Origin of the sequence: Microbacterium sp. BDGP8, assembly GCF_029991045.1 — a bacterium.
GTDB lineage: Bacteria > Actinomycetota > Actinomycetes > Actinomycetales > Microbacteriaceae > Microbacterium > Microbacterium plantarum.
The window spans coordinates 811,051-837,620 of the sequence record NZ_CP120712.1; the positions used below are offsets into that span (position 1 = coordinate 811,051).

General features: G+C 69.8%; 24 protein-coding genes and 1 tRNA gene. 19 read left to right on the forward strand and 6 right to left on the reverse strand.

Annotated features, from left to right (window positions below):
• Window positions 1-18 precede the first annotated feature (18 nt).
• Window positions 19-279 (reverse strand): DUF4229 domain-containing protein, encoded by a 261-nt coding sequence (locus P6897_RS03835; protein WP_112616729.1) that lies wholly within the window; start codon window positions 277-279, stop codon window positions 19-21.
• 53 nt (window positions 280-332) lie between these two features.
• Between P6897_RS03835 and P6897_RS03840 the strand changes: the two genes are divergently transcribed.
• Together P6897_RS03840 and menD are read left to right on the forward strand one after the other, a co-directional pair.
• Entirely contained in the window at window positions 333-737 is a 405-nt protein-coding gene (locus tag P6897_RS03840; protein WP_274178470.1) for a PLD nuclease N-terminal domain-containing protein, read from the forward strand.
• 1 nt (window position 738) lies between these two features.
• A complete protein-coding gene (gene menD / locus P6897_RS03845) occupies window positions 739-2,550 on the forward strand; it encodes a 2-succinyl-5-enolpyruvyl-6-hydroxy-3-cyclohexene-1-carboxylic-acid synthase (RefSeq protein ID WP_282502150.1) in 1,812 nt (603 codons plus the stop codon).
• Window positions 2,551-2,584: 34 nt separating this feature from the next.
• On the opposite strand, the gene P6897_RS03850 is transcribed toward menD, so the two are convergent.
• A complete protein-coding gene (locus P6897_RS03850; RefSeq protein WP_282502151.1) occupies window positions 2,585-3,877 on the reverse strand; it encodes an isochorismate synthase in 1,293 nt (430 codons plus the stop codon).
• A gap of 25 nt (window positions 3,878-3,902) precedes the next feature.
• On the opposite strand from P6897_RS03850, the gene P6897_RS03855 reads away from it, so the two are divergent.
• From P6897_RS03855 to P6897_RS03900, 10 genes are all read left to right on the forward strand, one after another.
• Window positions 3,903-4,445, forward strand: a complete 543-nt coding sequence (locus tag P6897_RS03855; RefSeq protein ID WP_282502152.1) for a DUF402 domain-containing protein — start codon at window positions 3,903-3,905, stop codon at window positions 4,443-4,445.
• Between the two features lie 172 nt (window positions 4,446-4,617).
• On the forward strand, window positions 4,618-5,298 hold the full coding sequence (locus P6897_RS03860) for a class I SAM-dependent methyltransferase (RefSeq protein ID WP_282502546.1): 681 nt from the start codon (window positions 4,618-4,620) through the stop codon (window positions 5,296-5,298).
• Between the two features lie 48 nt (window positions 5,299-5,346).
• Complete coding sequence (locus P6897_RS03865; RefSeq protein WP_274178473.1) at window positions 5,347-6,402, forward strand: polyprenyl synthetase family protein; 1,056 nt, start codon at window positions 5,347-5,349, stop codon at window positions 6,400-6,402.
• Between the two features lie 53 nt (window positions 6,403-6,455).
• Window positions 6,456-7,841 (forward strand): FAD-dependent oxidoreductase, encoded by a 1,386-nt coding sequence (locus tag P6897_RS03870; RefSeq protein ID WP_274178474.1) that lies wholly within the window; start codon window positions 6,456-6,458, stop codon window positions 7,839-7,841.
• Window positions 7,838-8,203 carry a hypothetical protein gene (locus P6897_RS03875; RefSeq protein WP_274178475.1) on the forward strand — a complete coding sequence of 122 codons (366 nt, stop codon included), beginning with the start codon at window positions 7,838-7,840 and terminating at the stop codon, window positions 8,201-8,203. The genes P6897_RS03870 and P6897_RS03875 overlap by 4 nt, the downstream gene beginning before the upstream one ends.
• Before the next feature lie 141 nt (window positions 8,204-8,344).
• Window positions 8,345-9,607: an extracellular solute-binding protein gene (locus P6897_RS03880; protein ID WP_282502153.1), complete on the forward strand. Its 1,263-nt coding sequence runs from the start codon at window positions 8,345-8,347 to the stop codon at window positions 9,605-9,607.
• The gene (locus P6897_RS03885) at window positions 9,604-10,539 is read left to right on the forward strand and encodes a sugar ABC transporter permease (protein ID WP_282502154.1); all 936 of its coding nucleotides are present in this window, start codon (window positions 9,604-9,606) and stop codon (window positions 10,537-10,539) included. The genes P6897_RS03880 and P6897_RS03885 overlap by 4 nt, the downstream gene beginning before the upstream one ends.
• Window positions 10,539-11,387, forward strand: a complete 849-nt coding sequence (locus P6897_RS03890) for a carbohydrate ABC transporter permease (RefSeq protein ID WP_094262209.1) — start codon at window positions 10,539-10,541, stop codon at window positions 11,385-11,387. Before P6897_RS03885 ends, P6897_RS03890 begins: the two co-directional genes overlap by 1 nt.
• A 46-nt stretch (window positions 11,388-11,433) precedes the next feature.
• Window positions 11,434-12,729 carry a sn-glycerol-3-phosphate ABC transporter ATP-binding protein UgpC gene (ugpC, locus tag P6897_RS03895; protein WP_112616747.1) on the forward strand — a complete coding sequence of 432 codons (1,296 nt, stop codon included), beginning with the start codon at window positions 11,434-11,436 and terminating at the stop codon, window positions 12,727-12,729.
• 40 nt (window positions 12,730-12,769) lie between these two features.
• Window positions 12,770-13,747, forward strand: a complete 978-nt coding sequence (locus tag P6897_RS03900; protein ID WP_282502156.1) for an alpha/beta hydrolase — start codon at window positions 12,770-12,772, stop codon at window positions 13,745-13,747.
• 30 nt (window positions 13,748-13,777) lie between these two features.
• Here the strand turns inward: P6897_RS03900 and P6897_RS03905 are convergent, their stop codons facing one another.
• Window positions 13,778-14,266, reverse strand: coding sequence for a YajQ family cyclic di-GMP-binding protein (locus P6897_RS03905; RefSeq protein ID WP_071918434.1), 489 nt, complete (start codon window positions 14,264-14,266; stop codon window positions 13,778-13,780).
• A gap of 55 nt (window positions 14,267-14,321) precedes the next feature.
• Between P6897_RS03905 and P6897_RS03910 the strand changes: the two genes are divergently transcribed.
• The 5 genes from P6897_RS03910 to P6897_RS03930 all read left to right on the forward strand — a co-directional run bounded on the left by P6897_RS03910 (window position 14,322) and on the right by P6897_RS03930 (window position 18,022).
• A complete protein-coding gene (locus tag P6897_RS03910; protein ID WP_282502157.1) occupies window positions 14,322-14,648 on the forward strand; it encodes a hypothetical protein in 327 nt (108 codons plus the stop codon).
• Between the two features lie 123 nt (window positions 14,649-14,771).
• A complete protein-coding gene (locus tag P6897_RS03915; protein WP_282502158.1) occupies window positions 14,772-15,917 on the forward strand; it encodes a DUF2510 domain-containing protein in 1,146 nt (381 codons plus the stop codon).
• Window positions 15,914-17,296 (forward strand): hypothetical protein, encoded by a 1,383-nt coding sequence (locus tag P6897_RS03920; protein ID WP_282502159.1) that lies wholly within the window; start codon window positions 15,914-15,916, stop codon window positions 17,294-17,296. The genes P6897_RS03915 and P6897_RS03920 overlap by 4 nt, the downstream gene beginning before the upstream one ends.
• Window positions 17,297-17,357: 61 nt before the next feature.
• Window positions 17,358-17,846, forward strand: coding sequence for an FBP domain-containing protein (locus tag P6897_RS03925; RefSeq protein ID WP_269267386.1), 489 nt, complete (start codon window positions 17,358-17,360; stop codon window positions 17,844-17,846).
• Window positions 17,847-17,940: 94 nt separating this feature from the next.
• Window positions 17,941-18,022 (forward strand) — tRNA-Tyr (locus P6897_RS03930).
• A 199-nt stretch (window positions 18,023-18,221) separates the two neighbouring features.
• On the opposite strand, the gene lanKC is transcribed toward P6897_RS03930, so the two are convergent.
• A complete protein-coding gene (gene lanKC, locus P6897_RS03935) occupies window positions 18,222-20,816 on the reverse strand; it encodes a class III lanthionine synthetase LanKC (protein WP_282502161.1) in 2,595 nt (864 codons plus the stop codon).
• A gap of 322 nt (window positions 20,817-21,138) precedes the next feature.
• Here lanKC and P6897_RS03940 point away from each other — a divergent pair, with 322 nt between their 5' ends.
• Together P6897_RS03940 and P6897_RS03945 are read left to right on the forward strand one after the other, a co-directional pair.
• Window positions 21,139-21,834 (forward strand): response regulator transcription factor, encoded by a 696-nt coding sequence (locus tag P6897_RS03940; protein ID WP_282502162.1) that lies wholly within the window; start codon window positions 21,139-21,141, stop codon window positions 21,832-21,834.
• Window positions 21,835-22,032: 198 nt separating this feature from the next.
• The gene (locus P6897_RS03945; RefSeq protein WP_282502163.1) at window positions 22,033-24,441 is read left to right on the forward strand and encodes a thioester domain-containing protein; all 2,409 of its coding nucleotides are present in this window, start codon (window positions 22,033-22,035) and stop codon (window positions 24,439-24,441) included.
• A gap of 111 nt (window positions 24,442-24,552) precedes the next feature.
• Here the strand turns inward: P6897_RS03945 and P6897_RS03950 are convergent, their stop codons facing one another.
• A complete protein-coding gene (locus P6897_RS03950; protein ID WP_274178493.1) occupies window positions 24,553-25,221 on the reverse strand; it encodes a response regulator transcription factor in 669 nt (222 codons plus the stop codon).
• A gap of 13 nt (window positions 25,222-25,234) precedes the next feature.
• Window positions 25,235-26,512 (reverse strand): histidine kinase, encoded by a 1,278-nt coding sequence (locus tag P6897_RS03955; RefSeq protein WP_274178494.1) that lies wholly within the window; start codon window positions 26,510-26,512, stop codon window positions 25,235-25,237.
• Window positions 26,513-26,570 lie beyond the last annotated feature (58 nt).

Sequence of the window (26,570 nt, forward strand, 5' to 3'; positions counted from 1 at the left end):
GGCCCGGAAGACCTGAGGTCAGGACGCGGCGTCTTCGGCCTCGGCGTCGGTCTGGGCGCCGGAGCGGCGGCGCGTGCGTCGTTCGGCGAGGCCCGAAGCGACATCGTCGAGCGGCCGGCGCAGGAAGATCATCGACAGGCTCAAGCCGATGAGGGCGGCGAAGATCGCTGAGAGCCAGTAGTACTCGCGCATGATGGGGAACAGCATCATGATGCCGAACGGGACCAGGAAGGCGAGGAGCCGCAGCACCGAGTAGACGACGGCCGAGCGGGCATTCATCCGGCCATTCTACGTCCGGGCCGAGGGGGTCGCCGGACGCCTAGGATGGGGGGATGGCGCGGCTCCTGCTCATCGGTGTGCTGCTGGCACTCGCCTTCTGGGTGTACAGCATCGTCGACTGCGCGCTGCAGGACGCGACCCGTCACCGCGGCGTCAGCAAGCCGGTCTGGATCCTCATCGTGGTCCTGCTGCCCGTGCTGGGCGGCATCCTCTGGTTCGTCGTCGGACGCGCCCGCCGCGCGAGCGCTCCCGTCCGCCGAGCCCCGGACGACGACCCCGACTTCCTCGGCAGCCTCGGGTCGGTGCGAGACCAGGACGAGCGCATCCGCCGTCTCGAGGAGGAGCTGGCGGCCCTCGACGCCGAGGCCGACGACCCTCGCGACGTTCCGCCCGCTTCCTCGTCGTCGAGCGATGACGATGCCGAAGGCCCGGCCGGCTCACGCGGCCCGCGCGCCTGAGATGAACGGCGCCGAACACGCTCCGACGCCGGCGGATCGGGCGCCGGCGACCGACGCCGCCGCTGCACTGCTCGGTGCTCTCGTCGCCGGGGGAGTGCGCCACGTGGTCCTGAGCCCGGGATCGCGCTCCCAGGCGCTCGCGCTCGTGGCGGCGGAATTGGAGCGGCGGGGCCTCATCCGTCTGCACGTCCGCATCGACGAGCGGGTCGCCGGGTTCACCGCGCTCGGTATCGGACGTGACACCCGGATGCCGGCGGCTGTCGTATGCACGTCGGGAACGGCGGTCGCCAACCTGATGCCTGCCGTTCTCGAGGCGCACCACTCCGGCGTGCCGATGCTGCTGCTGACCGCCGACCGGCCGCCGGAGCTGCGCGGCATCGGGGCCAATCAGGCGACGCATCAGCCCGGGATGTTCTCGCGCTTCGTCCGGCTCGAGGTCGACGCCGTGACGCCGCAGGACATCGACGACGCCCCCACCGGGGCGCAGTCGGCGGAGATCGCCGTCCTGGCCGCCGACGCGCTCACCGCGGCGCTCGGCGACCGATCGCGGCCGGCCGGCCCCGTGCACCTGAACCTGCCGTATCGGAACCCGTTGTCGGGCGGCCTCCCGCCGTGGCTCATCGACGCGGACGCCGAGCCCGCGCCCGCCCCGGCCGCCCGCGGCGCCGAGCCGGGCGAAACAGTCGACGCCACAGTGTCGGGCGCGCACTATCAGGGCGGTGGGGGCATCGGCCAAGCCGAACCCCCGATGCCCCTCGAGCCGGTGGAGCTCACCCGCGGGCCGAACACGCTCGTCGTCGCGGGCGCGGATGCCGGTCCGGCGGCGGAGGATCTCGCTCACGCGGGAGGCTGGCCGCTCGTCGCCGAGATCGTCAGCGGTGCGCGGTTCGGGCGCAACCTCGTCCACGGTTACCGTGCGGTGCTCTCCCGCCCCGATCTCGCCGACGCCGTGGAACGGGTCGTCGTGTTCGGGCACCCGACGCTCAGCCGCGAGGTGGCCGCATTGCTTTCGCGACCGGAGGTCGAGGTCTGGGCCGTGCGCGGCCCAGGAGAGGACCTGAATCTCAACGGAACGACGACAGCGGTCGCCGCGGTGTCCGTTCAGCCCGGAGAGGCGGACCGGGCCTGGCTCGGCGCCTGGATGCGCGCATCGCGTGAGGAGGCCGTCGACCTGAGCCCCGCGGCGCCCGATGTCGACGGGCTCGCGTCGGCGGTGCCGCAGGAGCGACTCGGCGCGATCTCGGCGGAGATGGCCGTTCTCAAGGCTCCGCTCGACCGTGAGTCGCTCGTCGACGCCGTCTGGCGGGCGAGCTGGCCGCACGATCGTCTGCTGTTCGCCTCGTCGAGGCTCGTTCGCGTGGCCGACACGGTGCTCGGTGGCAAAAAAGTGCCCGTGCACGCCAATCGGGGGCTCGCGGGCATCGACGGCATCGTCGCCACCGGAATGGGTATCGCGGTCGCGAGCCAGGACGACGCACGGGCGGGCGTGACCCGCGTGCTCACCGGCGACCTGTCTCTGCTGCACGACGTGGGCGCGCTGCTGCTTCCCGGCACCGAGGACGAACCCCGGATCCAGGTCATCGTCGGCAACGACGGCGGGGGCACCATCTTCGACGGGCTCGAGGTCGCCGGCACCGCACCGCCGGAGGCCGCCGACCGGGTGCTCTTCACGCCGCATGAGGCGCGGCTCGAGCAGCTCGCGCTCGCCTACGGGTGGGAGTACCGCCGCGTGACGACGCGCTCCGCGCTCGACCAGGTGCTCACCTCGCCGGTCGGCGGACGTCTGCTCATCGAGGTCCCGCTCGCCCGCTGAGTCGCTCCGCCCGGTGTGCGGCCCGTGCGCCCGCTCAGGCCAGCGCGTCGATGATCGGCCGGAACTTCACGCGTGTCTCGAGCATCTCCGACTCGGGGTCGCTCGCGCCCACGATGCCCGCACCGGCGTAGGCGGTGAAGGGCATCGAGGCGCCGCCGTCGGCGCGGTCGCCGGGACGGAACTGCGCGCACCGCAGCGCGATGGCCCACTCGCCGTCGCCGTGCGCGTCGATCCATCCGACGGGTCCCGCGTACCGTCCCCGGCTGAATGGCTCGAGGCGGCGGATCTCGTCGAGTGCGTTCGGGGTCGGTGTGCCGGCGACCGCCGCGGTGGGGTGCAGCACCGCGACGAGGTCGAGGGCGGAGGCATCCCCGGCGAGCTCGCCCTCGACGTCGGTCGCCAGGTGCCAGACGTTCGGCAGCTTGAGCATGAACGGCTGCTCGCCGGCGACGAGCGACGAGGTCGACGGGCGGAGTGCGTCGAGCACGCTGCGCACCGCATAGCCGTGCTCGTCGAGGTCCTTCGTGCTGGTGGCGAGGGACAGGGATGCCGCCGTGTCGGCGTCGGCGTCGGCCCCGCGTGCGATCGTCCCGGCGAGGACGCGCGCGGTGACGGTGCCGCCCGACACCGTCACGAGAGTCTCGGGGCTTGCACCGATCAGACCGTCGACCGCGAACGCCCACGTGTCGGGGTACGCCGACGACAGTGCGCGCACGAGGCGCCGGAGGTCGGCATCCGCGGGAACGGTGCCGGCGAGATCACGCGCCAGGACGACCTTCTGCAGGTCGCCGTGGAGGATCGCGTCGACGCCCGCGCGCACGATCTCCTGGTAGCCGTCGGGTGTCAGCGCTCCGGGGCCGGTCGTCGCCGACCAGTGCGGGCCGAAGCCGGTCGCGGTGGGGAGGGCGGCATCCGGGTCGGATCCGTCGGCGGTGATCGCGGTCACCCAGGCGCGAGACCCGCGGCGACCCGCGACGAAACGAGGCACCGCGAAGTGCAATGGCGGTGTGGAGGCGTCGGCGCGCTCGTCGGGGCGGGGATCGAACGGCAGGGCGCCGAACGCGACGAGGCCCGATCCCGGCAATCCGACCGGATCGTCGATCTCGGCGGCGGCGACCGTTCTGCGCCACCAGTCGGCGGCTTCGCGTGGACCGGGGTTCGCGTCGGCTGAGTCGAAGGCCGCGGCAGTGCCGCGCGCCACGAGGATGTCGCCGCGTCGCGACCACACCGTCGGGTGCTGCGGGTCGGCGAACACCAGCAGCTCGTCGGGTGCCTCGATCTCGCGAGTGACCACGCGCAGCCGGGCGGCGGGCGCAGAATCGTTCACTCGACCAGCCTAGACTCGGCGCGTCATGCTCCGCCCCGTGCCGGGAACCCCGGTGACCTTCCGCTGGCGCAAGTGGAACGGCGGAACCCACTGGGTGCACGCCTGCACCTACCTCGGCAGCGACGAGCACGGCGACTGGTTCGGCCAGCGCCCCGGCGACCGCAGCAACCGGCCCGGACGCGACTTCGTCGCGACGCATCCGTGCGTGATGCTCCTGCCTGCGGTCGGCGAGTGGGTGCTGACGATGAACGCGCCGCCGCATCCCACCCGCGTGTACATCGACATCGCCTGGGACGCCCGATGGGACGAGGGCGGCGAGCCCACGGCGATCGACATGGACCTGGATGTCGTCGACTCCGCCACCCGCGGCATCTGGATCGATGACCGCGACGAGTGGGACGAGCATCGCGTCGCCTACGGGTACCCGCGGGCGATCGTCGCCGAGCTCGAGGCCCTCGCCGTCGACCTCGAGGCGGCCGTCACCGCGCACCGACCGCCCTTCGACGCCCCCACGGCCGCCCAGTGGCTCGGCATCCTGGCATCCCTCCCTGCCCCCGCGGCCCCCTGACTCCCGTCCGCCCGCCGAGGTCCCACTTCGGCCGGGAAAGCCGCGCCCATACCCGGCCGAAGTGGGACCTCGCGGGGCGGGGCTGAGCAGGCATGTCCGCGCCTAGACTCGGAGCGTGACCAGCGAGCCCAACCGCGCCGACCTCGGCAAGGACCCGTCGCGTGTGAGCGGCATGTTCGACCAGGTGGCCGGCGCCTACGACCGCACCAACGACGTCCTGAGCCTCGGCCAGGACCGCCTCTGGCGCATCGCGGCCACCCGCGCGATCGACCCGAAGCCGGGGGAGCGCATCCTCGACCTCGCCGCGGGAACGGGTGCGAGTTCGGTCTCGCTCGCCCGCAGCGGTGCCGAGGTCGTCGCCGCGGACTTCTCGCCCGGCATGATCGCCGAGGGCGTCCGCCGGTACGGAGCGCAGGCGCCGGGCGGCGGCATCCCGAATCTGTCGTTCGTCGAGGCGGATGCCACGAACCTGCCCTTCGAGGATGCCGAGTTCGACGTCGTCACGATCTCGTTCGGACTCCGCAACGTCAACGAGCCGAAGAAGGCGCTCGCCGAGATGCTGCGCGTCACCAAGCCCGGCGGCCGCCTGCTCATCAGCGAGTTCTCGCAGCCGCCCTCCCGGGCGTTCGCGGGGATCTACCGCTTCTACAACGACCGGGTGCTGCCGCTGGTCGCGCGCGCGGTGAGCTCCAACGCCGAGGCCTACGACTACCTCAACGAGTCGATCCGCGACTGGCCCGACCAGCGCACCCTCGCCGGGTGGATCCGCGAGGCCGGCTGGGACGAGGTCGCGCACCGCGATCTGTCCTTCGGCATCGTGGCGCTCCACCGCGCTGTCAAGCCCGCGGTCTGAACCGGCTCGCGCGGATCGGCGCGGTCGCCCGGCCGGTAGGCTGGAGAGGTGACATCGAGCCCATCCGCGCCGCGGCTGGCGAAGCACCTCGGGATGACCGAGCGCATCTTCGCCGGACCCCGCACCCGCAAGCTGCTCGCGACCGTCGAAGCCGGGCTCGAGCGCGTCGAGTCGCGCCTCGGCGATGAGCTCACCGTCAGCGACGCGCTCGTCGACGCCAAGACCCGATACCTCTACGAAGCCGGCGGCAAACGGTTGCGGCCCATGCTGGCTCTGCTCACCGCGCAGCTCGGCGACGGTGCGACCGAGGACGTCATCGCCGGCGCTGCGGCGCTCGAGCTGACCCACCTCGGATCGCTGTACCACGACGATGTCATGGACGGTGCCGACAAGCGACGCGGCGTCCCCAGCGCACACGAGGTGTGGGGGAACAACGTCGCGATCCTCACCGGCGACCTGCTCTTCTCGCGGGCGAGCCAGCTGATGGCGCGCATCGGCGAGCGAGCAATCCGCGTGCAGGCAGACACCTTCGAGCGCCTGGTGCTCGGTCAGATGCACGAGACCATCGGCGCTCAGCCCGGCGATGATCCCGTCGAGTTCTACATCCAGGTGCTCGCCGACAAGACCGGCTCGCTCATCGCCGCTGCGGCGCAGGTGGGCGTGCTCTTCTCCGGCGGACCGGAGGAGCTCGCCGAGCCGCTGCTCGCGTTCGGCGAGAAGGCCGGCGTCGCCTTCCAGCTGCTCGATGACGTCATCGACCTCTCCGCCGACCCCGAGGCCACGGGCAAGGTTCCCGGAACCGACCTGCGTGCCGGGGTGCCGACGATGCCCTACCTGTTGCTGACCCGCGCCGACGATGCCGCTTCGCGCGAGCTCGCCGCGACGATCGACCGCGGCGTCGCCGAGATCGCGGAGGGAGCCGATCCCGCGATCCTCGACGAGCCGCTCGCCCGCCTGCGCGACCACGAGGTGACGGCCCAGACGCGGCAGCTCGCCGAGAAGTGGGCCGACGACGCCGTCGCGGCCCTCGCACCGTTGCCGACCGGCGCCGTGCGCGACGCGCTGACCCGGTTCGCCGAGGTCGTCGTCGACCGCGCCAGCTGACACAGACCCCCGCTGCGCCCGCGCTCGGGTGCCACCAGGAACGAGGAACACCCATGACCAAGCTGAGGCTGGCCATCGTCGGAGCCGGGCCCGCCGGCATCTACGCCGCGGATCTGCTGCTGAAGGCCGAGCGCAAGTTCGACGTCTCGATCGACCTGTTCGATCACCTGCCCGCCCCCTACGGGCTCGTCCGCTACGGAGTCGCGCCCGATCACCCCCGCATCAAGGGCATCATCAACGCCCTCCGCGACGTGATCGACAGCGGCGACATCCGCCTGTTCGGCAACGTGCGCTTCGGCGAGGACATCACGCTCGATGACCTGAAGCACCACTACAACGCCGTCATCTTCGCCACCGGCGCGGTGCGCGACGCAGCCCTCGACATCCCCGGCATCGATGCCGACGGCTCGTACGGCGCGGCCGACTTCGTCAGCTGGTACGACGGTCACCCCGACTTCCCACGCGAATGGCCGCTGGATGCCGCATCCGTCGGCGTCATCGGCAACGGCAACGTCGCGCTCGACGTGGCTCGACTGCTCGCCAAGCACGCGGACGACCTTCTGGTCACGGAGATCCCCGACAACGTCTACCAGGGTCTCCGCTCGTCGGCCGTGACCGATGTCCACATCTTCGGACGCCGCGGACCCGCGCAGGTCAAGTTCACGCCCCTCGAGCTGCGCGAGCTCGGCGATCTGCGCGACGTCGACCTCGTGGTCTACGACGAGGACTTCGACTACGACGAGGCCTCGAAGGCGGCGATCGCGTCGAACAAGCAGGTGATGGTCATCGACCGCGTGCTGCAGTCATGGCGTCAGCGCCCGGGCGTCAACGGCGCCGGGGGAGAGGCCTCACGTCGCCTGCACCTGCACTTCTACGCCAAGCCGGTCGAGGTCAAGAAGGATGCCGCGGGCCGCGTCGCCGCGCTCGTCTACGAGCGGACGCGTCCCGACGGGCAAGGCGGGGTCGAGGGCACCGGCGAGATGCGCGAGGTCGCCCTCCAGGGTCTCTACCGCGCGGTCGGGTACTTCGGGTCGCCGCTGCCGGGCGTGCCGTTCGACGCCACGCACGGCGTCATCCCGAACCACGAGGGTCAGGTGCTCCACGAGGACTCGAACGAGCGCGTGCCGGGCGTGTACGCGACGGGATGGATCAAGCGCGGACCCGTCGGACTCATCGGCCACACGAAGTCCGACGCGATGGAGACCGTGCGCCATGTCATCAACGACCAGGGGTCGTGGTGGCAGCCGGTGGACCCGTCCGAGCAGGGCGTCCTCGATCTGCTGACCGAGCGCGGCGTCGCCTGGACCGACCTCGACGGGTGGCACCGTCTCGACGAGCACGAGATCGCTCTCGGCGCCGCTGCCGATCGCGCGCGTGTGAAGGTCGTCGACCGCGACGACATGGTCGCCATCTCGCGCGGCGAAGAGGTCGGGCGATGACCTTCCGCAGCAAGGAGACGCTCGTCTCGTGGATCGAGGAGTTCCGGCAGTTCGGATACTCCCTCGCCGTGAAGGTCATCCCGCAGGACGGCAGTCTCGGCCGCGACACGGGGCTCGTCGCGATCAACATGATGAACGCGCAGACCGTGACGTACATCGAGCCGGACGTGCCGGGCGGAAACACCTGGCGCATCACGTTCGAGGCGCGCGAGACCGAACTGCGGCTCGGAGCCGGCGCCGCGCTCGCCCTGTCGACCGAGCTCGCGATGGTGTCGACCCTCTGCGCGTTCCTCGAGACGAAATCGCACGCGTTCGCGGGCGACGACCCCGCTGAGATCGTGAGCCTGGTCGCCGAGAACTGACCGGCATCCTCGCCCGCCCGGCGTACTACAGCGCGTCGGGTTGGGCAACCCGTGGTCGCTGCATTCCTCCGACGCCATGATGGGGGAACGCCCGGTGCCGTGAGCGCGCTGGGTCGCGACGATACGGAACGAGGAGGCCCGATGCGCACGACCCGGGTCCTGGCAGCCGCGTCGGTGGTCGCGCTCGCAGCGACGCTCGGCGCCTGCGCCCCCGATGACGGTGTGCCCACGCTCACCTGGTACATCAACCCCGACGACGGCGGGCAGGCGCGGATCGCCGCCGCCTGCACGGATGCCGCTGACGGCGCGTATCGCATCGAGACGTCGCTGCTGCCGCGTGATGCGGCGTCGCAGCGCGAGCAGCTCGCCCGGCGTCTGGCAGCCGGCGACACCTCGCTCGACATCATGAGCCTCGACCCGCCGTTCATCCCGGAGCTCGCCGAGCCCGGCTTCCTCGACGACGTCCCGGAAGAACTGCAGAACACCGACGGCATCGTCCAGGGCGCGGTCGACTCCGCGAGCTGGGGCGGCGAGCTGGTGACCGTTCCCTTCTGGGCCAACACGCAGCTGCTCTGGTATCGGCAGTCGGTCGTCGAGGCGGCGGGCCTCGACATGTCGCAGCCGGTCACCTGGGACGACATCATCGCCGTCGCCCAGGAGCAGGATCTGCGGCTCGGCGTTCAGGGCGCGCTGGCCGAGTCGCTGACGGTGTGGATCAACGCTCTCGTCGCGTCGGCCGGCGGCGAGATCCTGAAGAACCCCGAGGCGCCCGCTGACGAGCTCGAGCTCGGGCTCGACAGCGACGCGGGACGTGCCGCGGCGGAGATCATCCACCGCATCGGGGCCGACGGGCTCGGCGGGCCGGGCCTCCCGACCGCCGACGAGAACGCCAACATGAACCTGTTCCAGGGCGAGCAGGGTTCCTTCATGGTCAACTGGCCGTTCGTGTGGCCGGCGATGACCGGCGCCGACCCCGCCATCGCCGACGACCTCGGCTGGGCGGTGTATCCGCGTGTCGATGCCGACACCCCGGCCGCACCTCCGGTGGGCGGCATCAACCTCGGCGTCGGCGCCTTCAGCAAAAACCCCGACCTCGCCTGGCAGGCCGTCGAGTGCATCGTCCAGCCCGAGAACCAGTCGGAGTACTTCGTCACCGACGGCAACCCGCCGTCCAACGCCGCCGCCTACGACGACCCTCGCGTGCAGGAGGAGTTCCCGATGGCCGACACCATCCGCGAGTCGCTCGACCTCGGTGTGCCGCGTCCGCAGACGCCGTACTACAACGAGATCTCGATCGGGCTCCAGCGGACATGGCACCCGCCGGCAGCTGTGAACCCCGACACCACCCCGAGAACATCGAGCGAGTTCATCCTCGCCGTCCTGCGAGGGGAGCGTCTGCTGTGAGCACGCGGGAGAGCGCGTCGCCGCGGCCCGGACGCTCGGCCCGGGCGCGTGCGGAGGGACGACTGGGCTGGATGCTGGCCGGCCCGGCGTTCGTCATCATGCTGCTGGTCACGATGTACCCCATCGGACAGGCCCTGTTCGATTCGCTGTTCAGCCTGCGGCTCACCGCCCCCGACGAGCGGTCGTTCGTCCTCTTCGAGAACTATCGGGTGGTCCTCAGCGACCCCGCGTTCTGGCGGTCGATGGGGGTCACCCTCTTCATCACGGTCGTGACCGTGCTGTTCGAGCTCATCCTCGGCTTCCTCCTCGCGCTGGTGATGCACCGGGCGATCAAGAAGCTCCGCGGGCTCGTGCGGACCGCGATCCTCGTGCCGTACGGCATCATCACGGTCGTGGCGGCCTTCGCCTGGTTCTACGCGTTCGACATAAACTCGGGCGGGTACGTCAACAACTGGCTCAGCTGGATCCCGGGGTTCGACCCCGAGCTCAACTGGTTCGCTGAGCAGGGCACCTCCCTCGTGGTGATCATCTTCTCCGAGGTGTGGAAGACGACGCCGTTCATCTCGCTGCTGCTGCTGTCGGGCCTCGCGCAGGTGCCCGGCGATCTGGAGGAGGCGGCGAAGGTCGACGGAGCCACCGGGTGGGAGGTCATGCGTCGCGTCATCCTGCCGAACATGAAGGCCGCGATCATGGTCGCCGTGCTCTTCCGCACGCTCGAGGCGTTCCGCATCTTCGACAACATCTACATCATGACCGGTGGCGCCAATGACACCGAGGCGCTGTCGCTGCTCGCGTACAACACCTCGATCGGGCGCCTCGAGATCGGGCTCGGCTCGGCGATCTCGGTGCTGCTGTTCCTCAGCGTCCTGATCATCGCCGCGATCTTCATCAAGGGCTTCAAAGTCGACCTGGCGACGGGACGGAACTCCTGATGCGCACGCTCACCTGGCCGCAGCGGATCGGATGGGCCGCGATCATCATCGCGGTGCTCGTCTGGTCGCTCTTCCCCGTCTTCTCGATCCTCATGACGTCGTTCAAGACGCCGTCGGGTCTGTTCTCGGGAACCCTGCTCCCGCAGGAATGGACGCTCGAGAACTACACCGAGATCCTCGCCCCCGGCGGCGGCGCGCAGGATCTGTTCCTTCCGGCGCTGCGCAACTCCGTCGGCATCTCGCTCATCGCCACCTTCGTCGCGGTCGTTCTCGCCACGCTGTGCGCCTACGCGATCGCGCGACTCGAGTTCCGCGGCAAGCGCATCATCCTCGTCACCGCGCTCGCGGTGTCGGTCTTCCCGATCGTCTCGATCGTGACGCCGCTGTTCAACCTGTGGCGGGTCATCGGCCTCTACGACACCTGGTTGGGGCTCATCATCCCGTACCTCTCGCTGACGCTGCCGATCGCGATCTGGACGCTCGCGGCCTTCTTCCGCCAGATCCCCTGGGAGCTCGAGCAGGCGGCGCAGGTCGATGGCGCGACGCCGTTCGAGGCCTTCCGCAAGACGGTCGTCCCGCTCGCGGCGCCCGGAGTGTTCACGACGGCGATCATCGCGTTCTTCATCGCGTGGAACGACTTCGTCTACGGCATCTCGCTCACTTCGACGAGTGCGGCGCGCCCCGTGCCCGCCGCTCTGTCGTTCTTCACCGGAGCGTCGCAGTTCGAGCAGCCCACGGGCGCGATCTCGGCGGCCGCCATCATCGTGACGATCCCGATCGTGGTGGTCGTCGTCATCTTCCAGCGCCGGATCGTCTCCGGCCTCACGCAGGGCGCGGTCAAGGGATGACCTCCAGCATCCCCGCCGCCGCCGCGTCTACCTCGAAGGGAACGTCATGGCCTCCATCACGCTGAAGAACATCGTGAAGACGTACGACGACGGCTTCACGGCGGTCAAGGGCGTCGACCTCGACATCGCCGACGGCGAGTTCGTGATCCTCGTCGGACCCTCCGGATGCGGCAAGTCGACGCTCCTGCGGATGATCGTGGGCCTCGAAGACATCACAAGCGGCGAGATGCTCATCGACGGCGACCTCGTCAACGACAAGGCGCCGAAGGATCGTGACCTGGCGATGGTGTTCCAGAACTACGCGCTCTACCCGCACCTCACGGTGTACGAGAACATCGCCTTCCCGATGCGATTGAAGTCGAGCAACGTGCCCGACGATGAGATCGACGAGCGCGTGCGCCGGGCCTCGAGCCTTCTCGAGCTCGACGAGCACCTCGAGCGCAAACCGGCGAACCTCTCGGGTGGCCAGCGTCAGCGCGTGGCGATGGGCCGCGCGATCGTCCGCAACGCTCGGGCGTTCCTGTTCGACGAGCCGCTGTCGAACCTCGACGCCAAGCTGCGCGGGCAGATGCGCACCGAGATCGCCCGGCTGCAGCGCTCGCTGGGAACGACGACCGTCTACGTCACCCACGATCAGACCGAGGCCATGACGCTCGGCGACCGGGTGGCGGTGCTCCGCCGCGGCGAGCTGCAGCAGGTGGCCAGCCCTCGCGGGCTGTACGAGCAGCCGGTGAACCTCTTCGTGGCCGGTTTCATCGGCTCGCCGCCGATGAACTTCCTGCACGGCACGGTCGAGGGCGACACCCTCAAGCTGCCGATGTTCGACGTTCCGCTCGATGACCGGCTGCGCCGCGCGATCGGAGAGCGCGAGCTCGTCATCGTCGGCGTGCGTCCCGATGCATTCGAGGATGCCGAGACCTCCGACCGTCCGCTCGAGGGTGGTGTGCGCGCCGAGGTCGACGTCGAGATGACCGAGTGGCTCGGCGAGGTGCTGTACGCCTACATCCCATTCGAGGTCGAGGAATCGGTACGCGAGAAGCTCGCCGAGCTCGACCGCGATCTCGACGGAGAGGGGCTCCGCACGGAGCTCGTCGTGGCGCTCGACTCGCTCAGCAACATCCGCGCGGGGGATCCGGCGACACTGTGGTTCTCGCCCGACTCGCTGCACGTGTTCGACCCCGAGACGGGAGAGAACCTCACGCGCGACGAGGAGAGGGCAGCGAAGCTCGAGGACGACGCCCGCGAGCAGCGCAAGCGCGCGCTCCAGCGTGCCCAGGAGCGTGAGGCCCGTCGCACCGGCTCCGGTGCGGGCTCGGGCTCGCAGCAGAGTTCCGCCGCCTGACCCCCTGCGCCCGCGGATGTCCACGACCTAGGGTGGGGGCATGCGGGCGGATGAGGTGACGTGGGGTCCCGACCTGCTGGGTCCCGGCTTCGAGCAGACGACGCTTCCGCTCGGGTCGGATGACGAGGGCGACGTGGTCGCGACACTCGTGCGGGCGATGCCGCATCCGGGGCTCCGCCTCTTCGGCGCGTGGCGCGACATCGACGTGCTGTACGTCCACGGCTGGTCGGACTACTTCTTCCAGACCGACCTCGCGCGGATCTTCACCGATCGTGGCGCGCGGTTCCACGCGCTCGACCTGCGGAAGTACGGGCGCAGCATCCGTCCCGGACAGGCGCGCGGGTACGTCACATCGCTCGATGTCTACGACGACGACATCGAGGCGGCGCTCGCTGCCATGGACACCGAGCGTCTGGGCCGGCGGCTCATGCTCCTCGGGCACAGCACCGGCGGGCTGACGCTCACCCTCTGGGCGGCGCGTCACCCGGGGCGAGCCGCCGCCGTGGTGCTGAACAGTCCGTGGCTGGAGCTGCAGCTCGGCCCCCTCGGGCGGCAGGCGGTCGCGCCGCTCGTCGAGGTGCGGGCGCGCTTCGACCCGCGCGGTGCCCACCCCGCCGTCGATCTCGGGTTCTACACGCGGGCCCAGCGTGAAGTGGGCAGCCTGCCCGATGCGCCCGACGGCTGGCGTCCCGAACGGGGCTTCCCGACGCATCCCGCATGGCTCGCCGCCGTCATCGCCGGGCATGCGCGCGTCGCGGCCGGCGTGGAGGTCGGCGCACCGGCCCTCGTTCTGCTCTCGGCGCGGTCGACGTCGCCGCTGCGCTGGAACGACACGATGACCTCGACCGACTCGGTGCTCGTCGTCGACGACATCGCACGCGCGGCCACCCGCATCGCCGCCACCGTCACGATCGCCCGCATCGAGGGCGCCCTGCACGACGTCTTCCTCTCGGCTGCGCCCGCACGCGCCGAAGCCGCTGACCGACTGGTGTCGTTCGTCAGCGGCCTCGACCGGTGAGCGCTCAGCCCGGGATGGTGCGGGGGAGCGTCAGCGGTAGTTGACGAACTGGAGGTCGACGTCGAGGTCGGCGGCCTTCAGCATCCGCTGCACTTCCTGCAGGTCGTCGCGCGACTTCGACTGCACGCGCAGCTCGTCGCCCTGGATCTGCGACTTGACAGACTTCGGACCTTCGTCGCGGATCATCTTGCTGATCTTCTTGGCATCCTCCGACGAGATGCCCTCCTTCAGCGTCGAGACGATGCGGTACTCGCGGCCGGAAGCGGTGGGCTCGCCCGAGTCGAGGCTCTTGAGCGAGATGCCCCGCTTGATGAGCTTCGTCTGGAAGACGTCGAGCACGGCCTTGGCGCGCTCTTCGGAGTTCGCCTTGATGAGGATCGACTCGCCCGACCACTCGATGGAGGCATCGGTGCCCTTGAAGTCGTAGCGCTGCTCGACCTCCTTGCGGGCCTGGTTCAGCGCATTGTCGGCCTCCTGGCGATCGATCTTGCTGACGATGTCGAACGAGGAATCTGCCATGCCGCTACTCTAGCCGCGCCCGTGGCGTCGCGCCGGGGGACGCTAGGCTCGCGCCATGACGAGTGAGCCCGCTGACCGGTCCCGGCGCCGCCGCGGCCGCGGGTGGGGAATCGCCGCGACGATCCTCGCGGGCATCGGCATCCTCCCGGTTGCTGTCGTGGTCGTCCTCGGGTACACCGTGGATCCGCTCTGGGGATGGATGCTGTTCATCGCACTGCCGATCTCGATCGCGGCCGGAGCCCTCGGCGGCGTGCTCGGCATCATCGGGCTGATCGCGGCGCGCGGTGACCGAGGAGGATACGGGTGGCCCGTGGTCGCGCTGATCCTCGGCTGGGGGCAGGTGCTGCTGGGGACCGGATTCCTGAACGGCTGGTTCATCTGACGCCCAGGGTGTCCGTCACGACTAGCAGATCCGGCGCGGAAAAGCAGGTGTACGAGCCACTTCGCGCATGCCAATAGCATCGTCACGGACCGGCGGTGCTCGCGGCCGGGGCGAGGGGGACGTGTGAACGACGTGCCGGACTTTGTTCCGACCGCGCCGGCCGGCTGGCATCCCGACCCATCGGGACAGCAGCAGCTGAGGTATTGGGACGGCCAGCGATGGACCGACCATGTCTCGCCCTACCCTGTGGCGGAGCAGTCGGCGTCGGATGCCGCGCCGGCGGCGGCCCCCGCTGCCGCGCCCGGTCCCGCGTCCAAGAACCCCGGGCAGAAGGTGATGACGCGCGTGACCTGGATCGTGCTGGCGGCCACCCTCCTCATCGTCGGCGGCGCAGCCGGGTTCGTCGGCTGGACCGTCGTCTCGGCCAACGCCGCCGCGACCTCGGAGGCGCCGGATGTCGTCGACGGCTTCCTCGCCGCCGCCACAGCAGACGAGCCCAGCTGGACGCAGTACGCCTCGCCCGGGTACATCGCGATCTCGGGGTCGGCGACGCCCCTGTTCGGCGATGCGCGTGCCGCGGAGGTGCTCGACCTCTCCATCGAGTACGACCGGCGCGGCATCCTCTATGGAACCAACGGCACCGCCGGCTACGAGTCGCCGAGCGGCGCGGACACCGCCAAAGCACTGGTCGACATGACCTACACCTTCACCGTCGACGGCACGCCGCAGACGGCGACCTCGACCCGCGAGATCTGGCTGACCCGGCCCTACTACTACGGTGACGATGTGCCCTCCGGCGCTCGCCAGGGGGAGACTCCGACGGCCATCGGCCCCTGGCGGGTGACGGGCGCCGCCTCGGCGTCGGCGTACGACGGAGCGGTCGTCGCGACCACGAGCTTCGAGCCCGCCCCTATCGATCAGGCTTGTTACACCTCCGACGTGGTGCTGTCGCAGATTTCCGAGATCGCGCGCACCGAAGGCGTGCTGGCCGCGGTCTGCCTGAGCGGCGGAACCTCGACCTCCTTCGACGACGGCATCGACATCGACGCCCTCGCCGCCGGGTTCCCCGTCGTCGGCCAGGCTGCACCGATGACCGATCTGATGGGCTGGCACAACGACCCCAACACCCCGGCGCCGCTCGAGCAGTACCTCATCTCTTCCGGTGGCACCGACTACGTCTTCGTTCTCGCCTCGACAGGCGTCGGCGGCGAGTTGACGACCGACTCCGAACGCCGCATCATCCTCATCTCTAAGGCGGAGACCCGATGACCGACACGACTGAAGTGCACCCTGCGGCATCACCGCAGCCGAAGCCTCGCAATCGCGCGGCGCGCACGATGCAGATCGTCATCGCCTCCCTCGGCATCGGTGCGCTGCTGATGACCGTCGCCGCGGGCGTCGTGCTGTGGCCGCGGACGCCCGAGACCGGGCCGACGGCCGATGTTCCGGTCGGCTGGGCGCCGTGGGCCGACAACGACCTCGCGACTCCCACCAGCGCCACGTTCGCCGAGATGAACGCCGCGATGCGCGACAAGGATCGTGAGCGGTTCCTCGCTCACGCCACGGGTGACGCGGCGACGCAGCTCGCGCTGTGGTGGGACAACTCCAGCAAGATCGGGTGGGATGTCGCGGCGATCGCGCCGTCGGACTTCGACGTCGACGAGACCGGCACCATCGAGGTGATCCTCGGCGCTCAGTACGCCTTCGCGGCACAGCCGCAGCGAGGCGACGGCGACCGTGACGCCGGCCTCGACCTCATTCAGGGCTTCGCCTACACCGTCACCTTCGAGCCCGGTACCGTCCCCAGCCGGTCGTTCGACCGGTACGAGCAGACGGAACCGCCCGAGCCCGCAACGATCACGTCCATCGTCCCCGCGCGCGAGCCGAACCCGTGGGACGAGGGCGAAATCTACGTCACCAAGCGCGATCACGTCGTCCTGTTCGGGATGAGCGACGAGGCCGAGCTGGTCGATCAGAACGCGGATGCGGCCGAGCGATCGGCCGTCATCGCGCTCGACACGATCCGCGCCCTCGGCGGCGAGCCGACGCAGGACGGCTTCGTATCGGCGATCACCGACGACGATGACCGCTTCCAGCGCTGGCAGTACGGCAAGGGCACGCCGTGGGACATGGATGTCGCCGGTTATGCCCGTCCGACCCTGCGTCCGCAGATCGCGCAGCGCTTCCTCGACCCCGTGATCGCGACGGGATCCGACACATCCGGAACGCTCATCGTGATGGGCCCGGGCAGCGCGTCGGGTCGCGAGCAGGTGTTCGTCCACGAGTTCGCACACGGCCTTCACTACGCAGCGGCGCCCGGGTCGTTCATCGCACCGCCCGTCGCGGTCCACGAGGGATTCGCCCGCTTCGTCGAATGGAAATCGGGGCTCGCCGATCCCGGGTACCTCCGGCCTGAGGTGAAGGCCGCCGTCGCCGCGCAGGGGATGGGTGCCTTCACCGACGAGGCGCTGCGCAGCAAGGACGCGAACCTCGCGTACGACGCCGCGGGCTCGTTCTACGCCTACGCCGATGCCTATGACGGGTCGGCCTGGACGATGGCAGTGGATTCGGTCCTCGGCGGCGGATTCTTCGTCGACAGCACCGAATTCACCGAGGCCGACTGGCAGGCATGGGTCGCATCGCAGTGACCGCGGGAGGGCGTCCGCGCACGCGGCCCGCGGATGCCGTGCGCTTCGTAGGCTGGAACGCGTGCAAGCTCTGACCGAAGACCAAGTCCGCGCTTCGTTCGTGAACGCGACGGTCGACGATCGCCGGATCATGGCGATGCCGATCGACTTCATGCTGCTCGACTGGGACCACCTCGACTTCCTCGCGTGGCGGGATCCGAACTCGCGCGAGCGGGGATACGTCATCACGCAGCGTGAGGGCGCCCCGGTCGGAGTCGTCATGCGCGCGGCGTCGGGAAGCTCACGCGCACGGTCCGCGCTGTGCAACCTCTGTCACACGATGCAGCCCGGAGACCAGGTCACCCTCTTCAGTGCGCGTAAGGCCGGGCCCGCCGGCGATGCCGGCGACACGATCGGCACGTACATCTGCGCCGACCTCGGATGCCACGACAACGTGCGGATCGCTGGCCCGCTCGCGCCCAGCGAGATCCGCGCGAGCGTCGATCGCCGAATCGACGGCACGCGCCACCGCACCGAGGCCTTCGTCGAACGGGTCGTCGGCAACGACTGACGGCCGACCCCCGTGGTTCGGAGCACCCGGCCACAGGGGGTAATATGGGTTCTCGCGCCTCCGGTCGACTGTACAAGCCGGGCGGGTGCGCACTGGCGAGTTACCCAAGCGGCCAAAGGGATCTGACTGTAAATCAGACTGCATTGCATTCGGGGGTTCGAATCCCTCACTCGCCACATCGAGAAGGGCCCCCGCTCAGCGGGGGCCCTTCGTTTTTCGCTGCGGAGCGCGCGATCACGGCGGGATCAGCAGGCCGTCGACACGGTGCTCCGGCACAGGCCGATGCTTACTGTGCTGCCCACGACAGTGCGGTGTTCCTCTTCGCTCTTCTCGAGCGTCTGCAATGCCAGGATGAAACCCATTTGTTCACCTCCCTCATCCTCTCGCCGCCGGAGAACCGGCGGGCACGAGCACCGGGGGGAGGAAGGGCAGGACCGGCTGGTCACTGTTCGAAGCCGGAGGCGACGCGGAGGCGAGCGCGAGCAGCACGCCCGCGGCGCCGGTCGCAAGATCGCACGACGCGCGCAGCATCCCGTCGCCCACGAAACGCGCGCCGACCGGCGCGTCGAGGGCGTGCAGCGTCATTCGCCCGAGGTGATGGTCGCGCGCGCGGACCGTGTCTGCGCTCGCGTGTCCGGTCGCCTCCAGAGAATGAAGGAAGAGGGCCAATCCGGCTCGGCCGGCGGAGAGTCCCGCCTGTACGACGAAGGGCGCCGACGCCGCGCGGATGATGCCGTGCAGCGTGACACGCAGCTCGTCATCGGCAGGCTCATGCGCCAGGTACCGTGCGAGCACGAGGCCGACGCCGGCCGACCCGTGCGCGAGGTAGGGAAGCATGCGCCATCCCTGGTCGACCTGCACCGACCCGTCCGCGTCGCGGCGCAACGTGCGGAGGTCGACGTCGAGCGCCCGGCGGGCGATCTCGAGGAAGCGGCGCTCTCCGGTGAGTTCGAACACCCGGAGAGCCAGAAGAGCCGTCCCGCTCGCGCCGCCCATCAGGCCGCCGTGCCGTCGTGACGGCGCGGGCGACGGCGCTCCCGACGGCGCGGCGGGGCCGAGCAGCCCCCAGCGTGCGCCGAGGACGTCGGTGATCGCGGTCGCCCGCTCGATGTCGCGCCCGGAATCGGGCTCGTCGAGCAGAGCGATGCCGATCCCCGGAAGACCCGTCGCGAGGTCGGAGCCGAGTGACCCGACGGCGTCGTCGTGCAGGTACTCGTCGAGTGCCGTCGCCTCGTCGGCGAAGCCGAGGCGCCGGCAGGCCCAGAGCGCGCCGGCCGCGCCGTCCATCAGCCCGAGGCGTGCCTGCCCGGTGAGCGACCTCGAAATCGAGCGCGACACCCACGATCGCAGTTTCGACGGGAGGGCGACGCCCCCGGCATCCAGCGCGACGGCCACCCCCAGTGCGCCGTGACCGAGAGAGAACGCGGGCTGCCCGAACTGGCGGGGGTCGCCGGGCCACAGCCGGTCGGTCCGCTCGGGCGTCGCGTCGGCCACGAGCTGCTCGGCGACGCGCTCGATCGATACGACGGGTGCAGGATGCCGCGCCGCACAGTTGGCGGGCCGAAGCCGGGCGCTCATCCGCTCGCACCATTCGCGGGGCAGATCGAAGACCGTCGCGGCCTCGGTGACGAGGGCATCCGCCTTGGCCGGCTGCAGCGCCAGCAGGCTCGTCATCGGAAGGAAGACGTAGAGCTCGATGCACGCCAGAGCGTGTGCATCGCGGCGCACGGGGTCCGGCTCGTCCGGGAGGGAGAATCCCGCTGCGCCGAGGACGGCGGGCGCGCGGGAGTCGACGGGAAGGGACATCTCGAGATCGAGGAGGCTCACCGAGCCGTCGGCGTCGACCATGACGTTCGCCGGGTGCAGGTCGCCGTGGGTGACGCCCGCGGCGTGCAGCCGGGTGATCTCCCTCCGCAGCGCGTCGAGCAGCTGCAGCATCCGATCGCGGTACGCGCGGCGCTCGGCTGCGGTCGAGACGGCGGCGGTGAGCGGGCTGGTCGTTGCGACCAGCCGGTCCAGGGGCTGTCCCGGCAGCTGCTCGATGGCGACGAAGCGGTGACCGTGCGCCTCGAAGGCAGCGCGGACCGCCGGGACGCGGACCCTTCCGGCGAGAGCGCGGAGGGTGCGTTCCTCGTCGCGGAGCCGGGCGACGGCATCGCGCCCGTCGGGCGTCCAGCCCGCGAACGGGCGAGCTTCCTTCACGATGACCTCGGCGCCGTCGAGGGCTCCGGTGTAGACACCGCCGGCGTTGGAGTAGTGCAGGGCGCCGGTGATCTCCGGGAAGCCGGGCGGCGGCTCGTGTCCGAGCGCGTCGAGTTGCCGCTGAAGGAAAGGCGGCAGTTCGACCCAAGGTGGGATGTGGAACCCCGCGGTCCGCCGGTCGGGTACCCACTCTCCCGTCCGCAGATCCTGTATGGCGGGCAGGGCTTCGCCGCCGACGAGGACTTCGCGATCGGTGAACGCGCCGTACCGCACGAACAGGGGGCCCGTGTTCCAGCGAAGGTCCGAAAGGACGTACGGGCCGGGCTGGCCGCCGAGCGCGTCGTCGAGCGAGACGAGGCAGTGCTCGAGGCTGCGCTCGGATGGCGGATAGAGCGTGATGAACTTGCCCGCGCCTGAGCGGTCGGCATCCTTGGCGAGCACGGCGCCGAGCGCGTGCGCGTTCTGCAGGTGCTTGAAAGCGATGCCGTGGCGGTGGCAGTACCTCGAGGCGGTGTCCAGCACGGTCGCTGCGGCATCGGGAAGTGCGGTGATGTGCACCTTCCATCCCTGTTCGGGCAGACGATGCGCGGGCGGCAGCCACACCGACCACGGGCCCCGTCGGCTGTGCCGCCAGCCCTGCCACGCGAGGGTCGTCGCCGGTACGTACGCAGCGGTACGCCCCTCGGCTTCGGCGCTGGCGTCACCCGTGCCGGGCGCGTCGTAGAACACCCGACCTCGTGTCGCGAAGCGCCCGAAAATCGGTTCCATCTGCTTCCCCCATGGCCCGGAACGACGGGCCCAGGGTCATCATCCGTCCGCTCGAGCGGCGTCGCCTGCGTCGCTCCCGGCACAAAGGCGCCCTGAGCTACCGGTGGTGCCGCGTTGCAGTGGTGCAGGGGCACCGAGGCGGTCCGCAAACAAGTCGTGAAAATTCATCCGAATGGATGAAGGAGTCGCGTTTGTCCAGAATGCGCGCCGCAAGGAGGTGGTATGGACTAAAGGCCTGAAACCGTTCGAAAACCCGGGCACCCCCTAGGCGCGCCCGGGTGCAGGTGTTTGACTGGGGCCACCCGGGAGAGGCACGGAGGCTATGAATGACGAAGTGGAGACGCAGCCAGAGTCAATTGATGAGGACCTCGACGCCGAAGACGAAGTACGGGTCCTCCTCATCAATCGACGGGATGTCGTCCGACGAGGCTTGAGAGCGGTCATCGAGGATTCGGACGACGTCGTCGTGGTGGGCGACGCGGCTCGACTCGACGACACGGGACGAATGATCGACCGGACCGAGCTGGATGTCGCCATCCTCGATGCGACGGAACCCACCGCGCGCATCGTCGACACGGTCGACACGATCCGTCGTGTGCAGGCGAACGTTCCCGTGCTCGTGCACGGACGCACCGACGCCGAGGAAGCCAAGCGCATCGCGTGGGCGGCTGGAGCCGACGGATATCTTCTCGATGACGCCCGCGGGAAGGACGTCCTGCAGCTGGTGCGGCGGATCGCGCGCGGCGACGGTTCCCATGGGCTGCAGGCGGTGCCCACCGCGGTCGTTCCCGCCGACGAACCGGGAGTGTCCGACCTCACCCTGCGCGAGCGGCAGGTCCTCCGTCTCATCGCCGCCGGAATGACGAACCGGCAGATCGGCCTCCGGCTCGGCTTGGCGGAGAAGACCATCAAGAATTACGTCTCGGGACTGCTCGCCAAGTTGCATCTGGAAAGTCGTACGCAAGCCGCCGTGTATCGCGTCACTCACGACGAAAGCACGCACAGCGGCCCTTTATGAGCGAGATAGTTCTTTCGATTTCTGGAGATCGAAGGGACGAATGGCACTGCCGATCTCGCTCCGTCGTGGTCGAGGGTGACCGTACGCATCCCCGTGAAAGGGAGCGTCTGCACCCCCGCCCCGGAGAGAGGACGACGCCATGACTGGCATGAGACATGAAGCCGCGCATCACTCGTCGAAGGAAAAGCAGGTCGCGCCGTGACGGTGCGCTCAGTCATCGCGCCTGGCGGTGATCGAGTCGGCGCGAGCAGCCGTGGCATCATCGCCGCACTGGGAGCTCTCGTCGTCGCGGCGCTCGTTCTGTTCCCGCTCGGTCCCGCCGCACATGCGCGCATCGATGATGCGACGCCCATCGGTGATGGTCAGATCGGTCCCAACACCGAGATCCAGATCACGAGCCTCGGCCCGGGTGCGACGCTTCCCGGTCTCCAACCCCCGTCGCCCATCACCCAAGACCCGCAGGCGCCGTACCCGGCGAGCAACCCGGAGGGATACGCATCGGTCTCGACGTTCGCCGGCACGATCGTCGCGGCGAGCGTCTCGGACCCGTCGCTCACCGCTGAGATGTACTGCATCAATCTGCGCGTCTCGACCTACGTGGGGATCGGATACGAGTCCGGCAGCTGGGAGGAGTCGAACGTGCCCAACATCGGGTACGTGACCTACATCCTCAACAACTTCTACCCCACCGTTCCGGAGCCGGCGGGTCTGTCGGCGAACCAGCAGGCTGCCGCCGTGCAGTCCGCGATCTGGTACTTCACCGATGGCTATGTGCTCAACACCGCGGCCAGTTCCACGGTGCGCGAGGCCACGGCGGCGATCGTCGCGGCAGCTCAGGCCGCCGGTCCCGTCGTGGAGCCGCCCGCGCCTGAAGTGAGCATCACGCCGGAGTCCGACACGGTCGGAGCGACATCGAGTGCCGGGCCCTACACGGTCACCGCCGAGGGAGCGACCGACGTCACCGTCTCCGTTCCCGGCGGGTACGCCATGTTCACGGATGAGGCGGGCATGGAGCCCCTGGCAAACCCCGCGACCGTCCCATCGGGCACCGACATCTGGGTGAGAGTCCCCGACGGATCACCGGGAGACGCGGTGATCAACGCGCGCGCGACGGTGACCGTTCAGCGCGGCCAGGTCTACCTATATGACGGCAACACCCCGGATCTCGCCGACGCGCAGCGGCTCATCCTCGCGGATACCGCCGAACTCGACGCGGTCGACTCTGCGGTGGCGGAGTTCCTCGCTGTGGGCTCGCTGACGGTCAGCAAGGCGTTCGCCGGTGAAGCGCTCGGGTTGCAGGGCGATATCCAGCTGACGATCGACTGCGGCGAGGGCTACGCCTATACCGCCGACATCCCGGCCGGTACCGCGTCGACGCAGACCTTCACGTACTCGGACATACCGGTGGGCACGACCTGCACCGTGACCGAACCGGTCACGGGCGCGAACACGGTCGTCGACGTCTCGACGGATGCCGGCCAGGACGCGGAGATCACGTCAGAGGGCGCGGCCGTCACCGTCACCAACACGGTGACCTATCGGCCGGGAGCGCTGCGAGTCGTCAAGAACATCGACGGCGACGCGGCGGGTCAGCAGGGCGCCATCTCGCTGCGCATCGTGTGCGGCGACGTGCTCGACGAGACCTTCGAGATTCCCGCGGGGAGCGCGGCCGGTGATTACGAACAGGTCTACTCCGACCTGGCTGCCGGCACGGAGTGCACGGTGACGGAGACGGAGACCGGTGAGACGACGCAGGTGCAGGTCGCGACCGGCGATCCTGTCACCGTCGAGATCCAGCCCGGCGCGACGGTCGACGCCTCCCTGGCGAACGCCGTGACCTACCGGCCCGGTTCGCTGCGCGTGGTGAAGTCCATCGACGGAGTGGCGGCCGGGCAGCAGGGAGCGATCGAGCTCGGCATCGTGTGCGCAGACGTCCTCGACGAGACGTTCGAGATCCCCGCGGGTGCTGCCGCGGGGGAGTACGAACAGCTCTTCACCGACATCCCCGCGGGTACCGAGTGCACCGTCACGGAGCTCGAATCGGGCGCAACCGCGCAGGTCGACGTCACGACCGGCGACCCGGTCACGGTGGCGATCGAGCCGGGCGCGACGGTCGATGCCGCCCTGGCCAACGACGTCGTGTATCTGTCCGGTTCGTTGCGGGTTGTGAAGACGATCACGGGTGGCGGCGCCGGCTTGCAGGCGGACATCGAACTCACCGTCCGTTGTGATGACGGGGCCGTGCTCGATGAGACGTTCACGATCCCCGCGAGGAGTGCAGCGGGCGACTACGAGCAGGTGTACACCGACCTGCCCGCCGGTTCGGACTGCGTCGTCACGGAGACGAAGGCGGGAACGACCGCACTGGTCCAGGTGGCCACCGCCGACCCGGTCACGGTGGAGATCCAACCGGGCGACACCGTCGACGCCGCCCTCGTGAACGACGTCCGCGGCGGCGAGCCGGTGGTCCCGGGCCACAGCGCCCTGCCCGCCACCGGTGGCAGCGAACCGCACCTGGCCCTCATGCTCGGACTGGGCAGCATGATGGTCGGTCTGCTCCTGCTCGTGGGAGGCTTGCGGGTCCACCGTCAGCGCGCGGTCCGCTGAGCCTGACACGCACCGTCCCCCTCTCGCTGGTCAGCGGGAGGGGGACGGTCGTGCGGTCGGTCGTGCGGTGAAAACCCGTGTCGAAGTTTCACCCGGATGGATGAAGTAATCTCACACCCGGTTGCGCGCGCCCCACAGCGCGAGCTGGGTGCGGTCGGCGAGATCGAGCTTCTTGAGTGCGGAGTGCAGCTGCGATCGCACGGTGTGAACCGACACCTGCAGCGTCTCGGCGATGCCCTCGTTGCTCGTGACTCCGCCGGCGAGCACGGAGATCACGCGGCGCTCGGCCGAGGTCAGCAGAGCGCTTGCTTCGGGGTCTTCGGGAGCGCCGCCGCGGCGCACGAACTCTCGGATCAGCGGCGCCGTCACTCGCGACGACACGAGTGCTTCGCCCCGCGCTGCGGCGTAGATCGCGCCGACGAGCTGGTCCGAGTCGTGGCTTTTCAGCAGGTATCCGACGGCGCCCGAATCAAGTGCCTCACTGACGTAGCCATCGACGGCGAAGCTCGTCATGACGATGACGGCGATGGGGGAGCGGCCGTCGTCGGGACGAGCGAGCATGCGGGTGGCGGACAATCCCGACATCTGGGGCATCTGGATATCCATGAGCACGACGTCGGCGCGTTCGGCGCGTGCGACATGAACGGCGTCGACGCCGTTCGAGACCTCGCCGACGACCTGGATGCCGGGGGCGCCTTCGAGCTGAAGCCGCAGCCCCCGCCGCACGGCGCGATTGTCGTCGGCGATCAGAACGCGGATGCGCTCGGCCCCACGGTTCATACCGTTCTCCTTGTCAGGCGATCGGGTCGATCGGGATCGCGATCCGCACATCCCATCCGCCGGTCGGCGTCGGCCCTGCGAACAGTGTGCCGCGCAACAGCTCGACGCGCTCGCGCATCCCGCGCAGGCCCCAGCCGAGATCGAGGCCCGGAACGGGCATCGAATCAGTGCCGGGTGCTTGGTTGACGACGCGGGCATGGAGCTCCTCCTCGGTCACGGTCACCGAGATGGTGACCGGCGCTCCGGGGGCGTGTTTCGCCGCGTTCGTCAGTGCCTCCTGGAGAACGCGGTAGGCGGTGGTCGAGACGACGGCGGGCAGATCGGACACGGCCCCGTTTAGGTCGAATGAGACCGGCATGCCGCGTTGCGACCAGAACTCCACGAGCTCGCCGGCGCGACGCAGGTCGCGGGTCGTCTCGGCGGGACCAGCTGCGTCGGCGGCGTGCAGGTCGCTCAGCGCACCCGCCAGGCTCGCGGCGGCGAATCGGCCCTCGTTGCGCACCTCGCCGACCAGGCGGATGGCTTCGTCGGGGCGTGCCGGTGCGAGGGAGATAGCGGCGTCGGCCAGCGTCACGAGCCCGGCGAGGTGCTGGCCCGCGACATCGTGCAGCTCTTGCGCGATGCGGGCGCGCTCGCGTTCGCGCGCGTCGTTGACCCGCGCGTCGTGCTCCTGGCGCGCGAGCTCGGCCTGCTCGCGAGCCAGGGTCACCTGACGCACCTGGGCGCCCCACCAGATCCCCAGGGCGGTCGCACCGAGGGCCGGCGCGGTGAAGCGGAAGAACTCGTTCGCCATGAAGCTCAGGGCGGTACCGACATCACCCGAGTAGAAGACGGCCCAGGTGAAGAGCCCGCCCATTCCGGCGACCACGACGCCGAGCAAGCACACGACGGCCGAGCCGGCCGAGACCCGGCGGGCAAGAAGGAACTGCGCGAGTGCCACGACGAGATACATGCCGATGAGCCAGTTCGGTATGTCGAAGGCGCCGAGGAGGAGGAGGTAGACGGCCACGGTTGCGAAGACCGCGATGCGGGGCCACCGATCGCTCAGGAGGACAGCCGAGGCTTGGGCCACGCATGCCAGGGCGAGGATGACGCACAGCAGCGATATCGATATGTCGAAGGGCCAATCGACGGGGCCAGCCATCATTGCGGTGATCGGCGTTGCGAGCACCTGAACGGTCGTGCTCACCGAGACGATCGCGACCAGGATCAGCGCCGCGCGACGCGTGCGGAAGAAGGTGCGCGTCGCGGATGCGTCGAACTCAAGGCCAGGCTCTCGGGGTGGGTTCACCACAGAATCCTCTCAGCCCCGCACGGAACGTTCGCGCGTGCCAGGATGTGAGGTGTCA